Raw genomic sequence first — 9,424 nt, 5'->3', positions numbered from 1 at the left:
TGGGCTCTGGATCATCTGGTCTGACGTCATCCCGGCCTTGCAGGTGTTCGATCAGGTGACGCTTTGGCGTCAGACGGTCATGATCGACGGTGAAGAGCAGGTCGACCTGGTGACGCTGGAAGACCTTGGTCTCACACTCGCCTTTGGCATCGCGACCCTAGTGCTGGCAAAGAAGCTGCCGGCGGTGCTGGAGATGATCCTGCTGCATCGCACGGCGATGACGGCCGGTGGCCGCTATACCGTCATCACCCTCGCCACCTATGCGATCATCACCCTGGGGCTGCTGCTGGTCTTCGGCACCATCGGTGTCCAGTGGTCAAAACTGCAATGGCTGGTCGCGGCGCTTGGCGTCGGCATCGGCTTTGGTCTGCAGGAGATCGTGGCCAATTTCATCAGTTGTCTCATCATCCTGTTCGAGCGGCCGGTGCGGGTGGGTGACATTGTCACCGTCGGCGATACCGACGGCGTGGTCACCAAGATCCAGATCCGCGCGACCACCATCCGCAACTGGGACCGCAAGGAGCTGCTGGTCCCAAACAAGGAATTCGTCACCGGACGTCTGCTCAACTGGTCCCTCTCCGATCAGATGACCCGAGTGGTGGTCGTTGCCGGGGTCGCCTACGGTAGCGACGTCGATCTGGCCTTGTCGCTCATGCGCGAAGCGGCGCAGGAGCATGAGCACGTCCTCGACGACCCGGCGCCGATCCTGAGCTTCGAAGGCTTCGGCGACAATTCGCTGACCCTGATCCTCCGCGCCTACCTGAGCTCGATCGACTGCCGGATCTCGACCATCACCGATCTCCACAAGGCGATCAACCGCAAGTTCAACGCCGCGGGCATCGTCATCGCCTTCCCGCAGCGGGATCTGCATCTGGATACCGCTGGAACCTTGCGTGTGCAATTGCAGCACGCAGGGTCCGCTTCAGGGGGTGCGTGATGGGGTCACGGCCACTCGAGCTAGACCAGATCGCGCTCGATCTCCTGGTTCCAGGTCTTGGTGAAGACGCGACGCTCGTGCTCGCTACCGCGATCGCGGTACCACTCGAGCCTTACCAGAAAGTCTAGATCAGGTTCCGGTCGGTCGCAGCGATCACGCGGGCGCGTCATCGGCGGCCGCGCTTGGTCTGTTCAGCTCGGTAAGCGGATCGTCAGCTCGCCACCGCGCTGGATCAGCTCGAAGCGTTTCAGGAAGTCCATGCCGAGCAGGACCTGATCGCCGGGGAAGTTGGGCAGCACCGTGGCGCGGAGGTTGTGCGCCACGAGTCCACCGAGGCTGACGCTATTCAGATGCGTGGTCCAGGTCTGCACCATGCCGTTGGCGGTCTTGCTCATCCCGCCGGGGCGTAGCGCCAGGCCGAGTCGGCGGGCCAGCCCTTGGGGTAGCGAGACGGTGGTCGCGCCGGTATCGAGCAGGAAGACGACCGGCTCGCCGTTGATGGTGCCGGTGGCGACATAATGGCCGTCGCGATTCTGTTGCAGCACCACCTGAGTCATCCCGTCAGGGCCAGCCAGGGCAATGAGGTCTTGGTTGGGATTTTCTCGGTGCGAGAGGTAGTTCTGGAACAGGCTTGCGAGCAAGACCATGCCGACCACCCAAGCGCCGAAGAGCATGGCTCGACCGAGCTTGGAGGGGCCGTCTTGTCGACTCGGCAGTGGGGCTGGGAATCTATTGTTCATGCCATTGACATGGGGTCGTTGTCGGATGGTTTCCGCCCGTGTGGCGATTGTTGGTCGGCCTCTTGATCCTGCAACGCTGCACTCAGCGCCGCCGGGTGCCACCAAACAGCGAGCCCATGACGCCGCGCACGATCTGGCGTCCAATCTGGGTGCCGAGTGAGCGCATCGCGCTGCTGGCGAAGGCCTCGACCGCAGTCTGCCGATTGCCCCGGCTCGGGGTGCGGGTACGTTGCTGGGCTGGTGTGACCGGGGTCGATTCGGCGGCGATTGCGGCCTGATCGGCCATTAGTTTGAGTATTTCGTAAGCTGATTCGCGGTCGAGGCTCTTTTCGTAGACGCCGGCGACCAGTGAGCCCTGCATGAGCGCTTGGCGTTGGGTCGCCGTGATCGGGCCGAGCTGGCTGCCGGGCGGGGCGACCTTGACCCGCTCGACGATGCTGGGGATGCCGTCCAGATCAAGCGTGGAGGCCAACGCTTCGCCGACGCCGAGCGCGGTGATGGCGGTCTCGGTATCCAGCGCTGGGTTGATGCGGAAGGTCTGGGCAGCGGCACGCACCGCCTTCTGGTCGCGCGGGGTGAAGGCGCGCAGCGCATGCTGAACCCGGTTGCCGAGCTGCCCGAGCACATCGTCGGGCACGTCCATCGGGCTCTGGGTGACGAAGTAGACGCCGACACCCTTGGAGCGGATCAGCCGTACCACCTGCTCGACCTTGTCGGTGAGCACCTTGGGGGCGTCGTCGAAGAGCAGATGTGCCTCGTCGAAGAAGAACACCAGTTTCGGCTGGTCTGGATCGCCGACCTCAGGCAGTTGCTCGAACAGCTCTGAGAGCAGCCACAGCAGGAAGGTGGCGTAGAGGGTGCGGTTGTGGATCAGTTTGTCCGCCGCCAGCACATTGATGATGCCCTGGCCGTTGATGTCGGTCTGCATCAGGTCGGCGAGGTCGAGCGCTGGCTCACCGAACAGCAGGTTGCCGCCCTGATCCTCGAGCTGCAGCAACCGGCGCTGGATGGCGCCGACCGAGGCGGCCGAGACGTTGCCGAAGCTGGTGCGCAGCGAGGCCGCATTCTCGGCGATGTAGTTCAGCATCGCGCGCAGATCCTTCATGTCCAACAGCAGCAGGCCGTTGTCGTCGGCGACGCGGAAGCAGATGTTGAGCACGCCTTCTTGAACATCGTTCAGGTTCAGCAGCCGCGCCAGCAAGAGCGGCCCCATCTCGCTGATGGTGGTGCGCACCGGATGGCCTTGTTCACCGTAGAGGTCCCAGAGCGTCACGGGGCAGGGACGATAGGCAAACTCGGAGTCGTCGAGCTGGAGTTCGCTGACACGCTCGGCGACCTTGGCGTTGTCACCGCCGGGCTGGCTGATGCCGGCCAGATCGCCCTTCACATCGGCCAGGAAGACCGGTACACCGCGCCGGCTGAATTGCTCGGCGAGCCGTTGCAGGGTGACGGTCTTGCCGGTGCCGGTGGCCCCAGCGACCAGCCCGTGGCGATTCGCCATCCGCGGCCAGATTCGCACCGCGGCCTCTGCGTCTTTACCAATCAGGATGCCGTCAGTCATGGGGATTCTCCATTGCACCGGGGTCTGCATGGCGGTTGTTTCTTGCCGGTTGTTTCTTGCTGCCAGTATAACCATCCGCACGCGCTGACTCGCTGCCGATGGTGGGCCTTTGCTGATTTCAGCGATCGGCGCTGGTGGGTTGTCAGCGTGGTGGGCGATGCGCACAATCATGTCGCGAAGAGAGATCGAACACCGTTCCTAGCCGGCGCGCCACGCCGGTCGCCAGGTCCGCTGGCAGAGCAGCGGCGAAGGCCTCCAGCAAATGACGAGCGCCTCTACCAATACGGCCGCCAAAGCGGCTAGCCACACTGCAAACTGCAGGACTCGAGGAATTCCCATGTTCTACGCCGTCGACGATCTGCAGCGCCGCAAGGCGAAGTCCGCGCATGAGCTGGCGATGATCAACCTGCTCTTGTTCAACCTGTTGGCCGGCGTGGCGTTGCTGGCAGGTTCGATGGCGGAGTCTTATTCGGTGATCGCGCGTTACAAATGGGCCTTCGTTGCGGTGCCGCTGACGCTCTCGGTGCTGGTGATGCTCTTCACCTGGCTGCGCGCGGGCCGGGCAAGGCACTCAGCAGCCTGGTTCGTCGCTGCGCATTGGCGCTTGGCGGCGGGCCGCTACCGCATCCTGCTGATCGCGTATCTGGTCAGCGCGGCCGTCGTGAGTCTGGCGTTTGTTGGCGGCGATGATCAGTCAGATCTGGAACGCCGGATTGTGGATCTCCCCCCGGCCCTGCAAGAGATGGAAAGGCGCAAGCTCGAGTCTCAAGATATGCGCGGCGCAATCTGGGCTCGCATCGGCGTGGTGCCGCTGTTGCTGACCGTGATGGGGCTGCTGATGGTGGAGTCTGGAGGCCTGTATCAGGCTGGGCGTGGCGAGCTGCCCGACGCGATTAGCGCGGCCTTTCCGCCGCCGCCAGACTTGGCCAGTAGTGAGCAGCCATTTGCGGGTGATCGGGGCTAGCCGCGGTTGGCATGCTTGGTCGGCGCTGCCTGGCGTCAATAAAAGTTGACCCGGCCGTTGTCAAGCTGCCTTGTCACTCTGTTGGCTTTGTGCCAGCATTGAGTGATCGAGCATATCGGTGGGGCTTGTGGCGGAAACCATTGCCGGTTTTGAGCGGCCGAAGCTCGAGCCTTGCAGACTTGAGAGAGCGGATGGAGAGCGAATTTGTTTAAACACGAAACCGTCTCGTTTGATGATGAGCCGCTGATCCTCGTCGATGGTGATGATCGTGAGATCGGTCACGAGACCAAGGTCAACGCTCATTTAGGCGATGGACTCTTGCACCGCGCCTTCTCGATCTTCCTGTTCACGGACGACGATCAGGTGCTACTGCAACAGCGCAGCGGCGAGAAGCCCTTATGGCCGCTTTTCTGGTCCAACAGCTGCTGCAGCCATCCTCGGCGCGGTGAAGATCTGGAGCAGGCCACGCATCGCCGCTTGCGTGAGGAGTTGGCGATCGATGCCGAGCTACGCTTCCTCTACAAGTTCCAATATCAGGCTGAATTTGGCGGGCTGGGCGCGGAGCATGAGCTTTGCTCGGTCTATGTCGGCAAGGTCGAAGCGCCCGTGGCGGTGAACGTGAATCCGAGCGAGATCGCCGACTGGCGTTGGATTCCTTGCGCCGAGACCGACCGCCTGGTGGCAGAGGAGCCGGAGCGGGTGACGCCTTGGTTTGTGATGGAGTGGCAGCGTTTGCGTACTGAGTATCGTGATCTGATCGCCAGCCTCTCCGCCACCCCGTTGAGGAAGGTCGCTTGATCAAGTCACCGACGATTCCGCGTCTGCTGACCTTGCCGGTCGGGCTAGTCCCGAATAGGCTGCGCACGGCGGCGCTGGTGCAGGTCTTGAATCGCCTCTTCGAGCCCGAGCTACGCGACGGTGAGCTCGATTTTCTGGATGGCCATGTGATGCGCATCGGCGTTGACGATGCCCGGCTGGAATTTCGTTTGACCCTCGCTGGAACGCGCATCAAGGCAGCGCCGCCTGGGGCGGCGACCGACCTCAGCATCGATGGCAAGGTCTACGATTTCCTGCTGTTGGCGACCCGTCGAGAAGACCCGGACACCCTGTTCTTCAACCGTCGGTTGCGGCTTGGAGGCAGCACCGAGCTGGGGCTCTACGTGAAGAACTTCCTCGACAGTGTCGAGCTTGAAGACCGCATCGGACCGCTGCTGAAGGTGATGAACGGCGCCACTGATCTGCTCGGGCGCTTTGGCCGCAGCTAGCTAGGACTCGCAAGATCCCTTTTACAAGGGCTCTTGTGCCCGATCCTCAGTGCGAACTACTCCTCGGCAACAAGCTGCTTTCCATCGGCTTGTCGCCAGCAGACCATGAGATAGATGCCGAGCGCGAGCAGACCGCAGAGGCCCATCCCGATGAGCATCGGCATCGCGCTGCCATCATGCAACAGACTCACGACCGAACCGGCGATGGCGCCAAGGCCGAAGCGCAATGCGCCGGCGAACGCTGATGCGGTGCCGGCCATGCTCGGGAAGAAGGCCATGAAGCCGGCCATCGCGTTGCCGAAGATCAAGCCGTTCATGCCGAGATAGACGCAAGAGACCGCCGCAATCATCCAAAGCGTCGGCTGCGGTGTCATCCAGCTGAGCAGTAACAACGCGACCGCCGCTGTTGCCTGCAACGCGAGGCCGACGCTGAGCAGCCGCTCCGACCCCAGGCGTCTCACCAGCGTGGCATTCACCGACGCCAACAGCATCGCGGCCAAGACATTGATGCCGAAGAGCGGACCGAAGGCCGACGCTGAGACGCCGTGCAGCTCGATGTAGACGAAGGGCGAAGCGACGATGAAGATCATCATGCCGCTGAAGCTCGCTGAGCCAGTCAGCAGGTAGCCAAGCGCAATGCGGTGACGGAGCAACAGGCCGTAGTTACGGAAGATATCGCCCAGGTGCAGGCGATGTCGGTTCTCGATCAGCAGCGTCTCCGGTACCACGCGAAAGAATAACAGCGTCGCGACCAGGCTGATCAGCAGCAAGGCCACGAAGACCCAATGCCAATTGGCGTACAGAATGATCAGCCCGCCCAGACTCGGCGCCACCAAGGGCGCAAATCCCATCACCAGCATGATCATGCCCATCACACGCGCGTACTCATCGCGCTCGAATAGGTCGCGCACCAAGGCCGGAATGGTCACCGCGACCGCGGCTCCGCCCACCGCCTGAACGGCCCGCGCCAGCAGCATCAGCGACATACTCGGTGCCAGCGCGCAGGCGATGTTCCCAAGCATAAATAGGATCAGCCCGAGACCAATGCTGCGGCGGCGGCCGTGCACATCCGACAGCGGTCCGAGCAGCAGCTGCGCCGCGGCAAACACCGCCAGATAGACGGTGATGCTGAGCTGTGCCAGCTCGATACTGGCATCGAGATCCCGCGCGATGGACGGGATGCTCGGCAGATACATGTCGATCGCGAACGGGGTCAGGGCCGCCAGCAGGCCGAGCACTGGTAGCAGAACCCAACGGTTGGTGTGTGGCATGATTGGGTTTTAAAACGCCATGTTACGCAAGGCGCCGTCGAACGATCGGGTCATGGGCGAGGTGTCGGATTTTGTTGGAGACTATCGGCTTGTTGCCCATAACGCATCGTTTGATCGCACGTTTTGGGACGCTGAGCTAGACCGGATTCGCGTCAAGCGCAAGCAGGATTTCGTCTGTTCAATGCTCCTGTCAAGACGCCTGCTGCCACAGGCTCCAAACCATCAGCTGGGAACATTGATGGCGCTTGCCGGACTGCCAGTGACAGGACGCTACCACCGTGCTCTGGCCGATGCGGAGATGACCGCCAATCTGACAATTTACTTGGAGCAGGAGCTGATGCTGCGCTTCAGTCTGGGCTTCTTTCTGAAGCGAATCTGGCCTATATTCGCTTCATGTGGACCTGGCAGCATCAAGATTGGCCGAACTTCCGTTACGACACGGAGGCATTTCGATCGCAGGTAGAGACATTTCATCTGAAATCCGAGCGTCTGATGGGTCGCGTGGAGGCACTGCCCGCGGACCTGCAAACGGATGCGGTGATTGGTCTGATGCTGTCTGAGGCGATCAAGACCAGTGCGATCGAGGGCGAGTCGCTGGATCGTGACTCGGTTCGGGCCTCGCTCCTGCAGCTGATTGCTCAGGACTCGGTTGCGCCCCGGCATCAGGACGAGAAGGCGGCGGGGGCGGCGGCATTGATGGTAGACGTTCGCAAGCATTGGGCAGAGCCGCTGGATGATGCCCTTCTGGGGCGCTGGCAGTCGATGGTGGTGGTGCATCAGCCGCTGAGCCTGGTGATGCGCGGCCTGTATCGCAATGCGCCTGAGCCGATGCGGATTGTCAGCGGTGTCTACGGCCGAGAGCGCATCGATTACGAGGCGCCCCCAGCGGCGACTCTCTACCAAGAGATGGCGCTGCTGCTGAATTGGTACAACCGAACCAATCCGTTGACGGCGAAGCCTGCCGAGGTGATCTCCGGTCCTGTACGTGCGGCGATTGCGCATGTCTGGTTCGAGCTGATTCATCCCTTTGATGATGGCAACGGCAGGGTGGGACGGGCGATTGCAGATCACGCACTGTCACAGTCACTTGGCTACCCGACACTCGCCTGTTTGGCTACCGCGATCGAGCGTGATCGGCGGCAGTATTACGACGCGCTTCAGCAGATTTCCAGAGGATCGCTCGACTTTAACCCCTGGATTGCGTTCTTTATCGATGCAGTCAATCAGGCGCAGGAGGTTGCCAGGGAAGAGATCGATTTTGTGTTGGGTAAGGCCAGATTCTGGGAGCGCTATGCGGGCCAACTCAATACGCGTCAATCAAGGATGGTCAGTCGGGTCTTCGCTGAGGGTACCAAGGGCTTCGAGGGCGGCATCAGCACCCGAAAATACGAGGCGATCTGCAAATGCTCCAGAGCCACGGCTTATCGTGATCTGTCCGCGTTGGTCAAGATGGGGGTGCTCGAGCCGCTTCCCGGCGGCGGTCGCAATACCCGTTACCAGTTGAGCAAGCCCTGACCTTATGACATTAAGACTTAAAGGAACAAGCAATGAATGAATACCATAAGATTCAGACGCTATTTAAGCGGGACATGAGCACAAAGCACAAGACGTTGCTTGAGGGCGAATGGACGTTGCCGGAATTTGAGTATCTGGCAAACAATCAATGGATCTTTACCGAGAAGGTGGACGGAACGAATATAAGGGTTATTTTCAATGCCGGGCTCGTGACATTCGCTGGGAAGACGGATGCGGCGCAGATTCCTGCTCAGCTCATTGCTCGGTTCAATGAGCGGTACTTGCCACTGGCGGCAAGAATGCACGATGTTTTTGGCCGCGATGCCTGTCTGTATGGCGAGGGGTATGGCGCAAAGATTCAGAAAGGAGGCGGCAAGTACCGGCAAGACCCGGACTTTGTGTTGTTCGATGTGCGGGTCGGCGAATGGTGGCTACGTCGCTCCGACGTGGAAGATGTCGCGACGAAGCTCGGCATCGATGTCATTCCGATCATTGGGGAAGGAACACTTCATGACGCCGTCGAGTGGGTGAAACGCGGGATCAGATCTACTTGGGGGGACTTCGAAGCCGAAGGTATCGTCGCGCGCCCAAAAATAGAGCTTCGCGCTCGTCGTGGAGAGCGGATCATTACGAAGATAAAATGCCGAGACTTTGTCGCTGGCCTTGTTGCCTAAACAATCTGCCATCTCTAACCAACAAGCAGAAGGCTGAGCTTAAAACCCCGCCTGAAACACTGGGTTCTGATATCGATTGCACCGATATTCCGCCGCTCGATGACGTGTTCTGGAAGTAAGCCGTGCGCACCTCAACGCGGAGGCTGGAGAAGGTCGCGAAGGCGACCGGATCACGACTCAGAATCAGCTTTGAGCCGCTTCGTGATGAGGATACGAACCCACGTCATTGACTTACACTCTCGTTGTGTAACGGATCATTGAAACACCGCTGTTCACCGAACAATCGAGGGCAATCGGGACAGAATCCGAGCGCGATGATTTCTGCGTTTGGCCGTCAAAAAACCCAACCCGATCAGCCCTGCGCTCAGGCCCGAATCACCTGAATCCGCCGCCCACCGGGGCTGCGCGTTTCATCGACGTGTGTGCGCTCGGCGATCGGCGGCTGTCCAGTGCGACGATCGAAGAGCACCAGCCAGCCGCCATCCAGCCCCAATCCG

The 9,424-nt window shown here is 61.0% G+C and carries 11 protein-coding genes; 7 read left to right on the top strand and 4 right to left on the bottom strand.

The features are described from left to right. Positions 1–937 (top strand): mechanosensitive ion channel domain-containing protein (locus tag VBE63_RS21825; protein WP_323685131.1); only part of this gene is annotated, 937 nt, incomplete at its 5' end. Between the two features lie 20 nt (positions 938–957). Here the strand turns inward: VBE63_RS21825 and VBE63_RS21820 are convergent. The 3 genes from VBE63_RS21820 to VBE63_RS21810 form a co-directional block, all read right to left on the bottom strand. Next, a complete protein-coding gene (locus VBE63_RS21820; protein WP_323685130.1) occupies positions 958–1,107 on the bottom strand; it encodes a hypothetical protein in 150 nt (49 codons plus the stop codon). Between the two features lie 21 nt (positions 1,108–1,128). Next, positions 1,129–1,677 carry a retropepsin-like aspartic protease gene (locus VBE63_RS21815; protein WP_323685129.1) on the bottom strand — a complete coding sequence of 183 codons (549 nt, stop codon included), beginning with the start codon at positions 1,675–1,677 and terminating at the stop codon, positions 1,129–1,131. A gap of 82 nt (positions 1,678–1,759) precedes the next feature. Beyond that, positions 1,760–3,238: a helicase HerA-like domain-containing protein gene (locus tag VBE63_RS21810; RefSeq protein WP_323685128.1), complete on the bottom strand. Its 1,479-nt coding sequence runs from the start codon at positions 3,236–3,238 to the stop codon at positions 1,760–1,762. A gap of 337 nt (positions 3,239–3,575) precedes the next feature. Here VBE63_RS21810 and VBE63_RS21805 point away from each other — a divergent pair, with 337 nt between their 5' ends. The 3 genes from VBE63_RS21805 (at position 3,576) to ubiT (ending at position 5,467) form a co-directional block, all read left to right on the top strand. Further along, on the top strand, positions 3,576–4,202 hold the full coding sequence (locus tag VBE63_RS21805; protein ID WP_323685127.1) for a hypothetical protein: 627 nt from the start codon (positions 3,576–3,578) through the stop codon (positions 4,200–4,202). Positions 4,203–4,406: 204 nt separating this feature from the next. Further along, entirely contained in the window at positions 4,407–5,000 is a 594-nt protein-coding gene (gene idi, locus VBE63_RS21800; protein ID WP_323685126.1) for an isopentenyl-diphosphate Delta-isomerase, read from the top strand. Continuing rightward, positions 4,997–5,467: a ubiquinone anaerobic biosynthesis accessory factor UbiT gene (ubiT, locus tag VBE63_RS21795; protein WP_323685125.1), complete on the top strand. Its 471-nt coding sequence runs from the start codon at positions 4,997–4,999 to the stop codon at positions 5,465–5,467. The genes idi and ubiT overlap by 4 nt, the downstream gene beginning before the upstream one ends. A gap of 56 nt (positions 5,468–5,523) precedes the next feature. Here the strand turns inward: ubiT and VBE63_RS21790 are convergent, their stop codons facing one another. After that, positions 5,524–6,738 carry a Bcr/CflA family multidrug efflux MFS transporter gene (locus tag VBE63_RS21790; RefSeq protein WP_323685124.1) on the bottom strand — a complete coding sequence of 405 codons (1,215 nt, stop codon included), beginning with the start codon at positions 6,736–6,738 and terminating at the stop codon, positions 5,524–5,526. Positions 6,739–6,757: 19 nt separating this feature from the next. Here VBE63_RS21790 and VBE63_RS21785 point away from each other — a divergent pair, with 19 nt between their 5' ends. The 3 genes from VBE63_RS21785 to VBE63_RS21775 are packed head-to-tail and all read left to right on the top strand — an operon-like array spanning position 6,758 to position 8,927. Then, positions 6,758–7,201 carry a 3'-5' exonuclease gene (locus tag VBE63_RS21785; RefSeq protein WP_323685123.1) on the top strand — a complete coding sequence of 148 codons (444 nt, stop codon included), beginning with the start codon at positions 6,758–6,760 and terminating at the stop codon, positions 7,199–7,201. Then, positions 7,132–8,253, top strand: coding sequence for a Fic family protein (locus tag VBE63_RS21780; RefSeq protein ID WP_323685122.1), 1,122 nt, complete (start codon positions 7,132–7,134; stop codon positions 8,251–8,253). Before VBE63_RS21785 ends, VBE63_RS21780 begins: the two co-directional genes overlap by 70 nt. 32 nt (positions 8,254–8,285) lie before the next feature. Further along, entirely contained in the window at positions 8,286–8,927 is a 642-nt protein-coding gene (locus VBE63_RS21775) for an RNA ligase family protein (RefSeq protein ID WP_323685121.1), read from the top strand. Positions 8,928–9,424 lie beyond the last annotated feature (497 nt).

The sequence above is a fragment of the Lamprobacter sp. genome (assembly GCF_034860625.1).
Classification (GTDB): domain Bacteria; phylum Pseudomonadota; class Gammaproteobacteria; order Chromatiales; family Chromatiaceae; genus Lamprobacter.
This window is presented reverse-complemented; position numbering and strand designations above follow the sequence as displayed.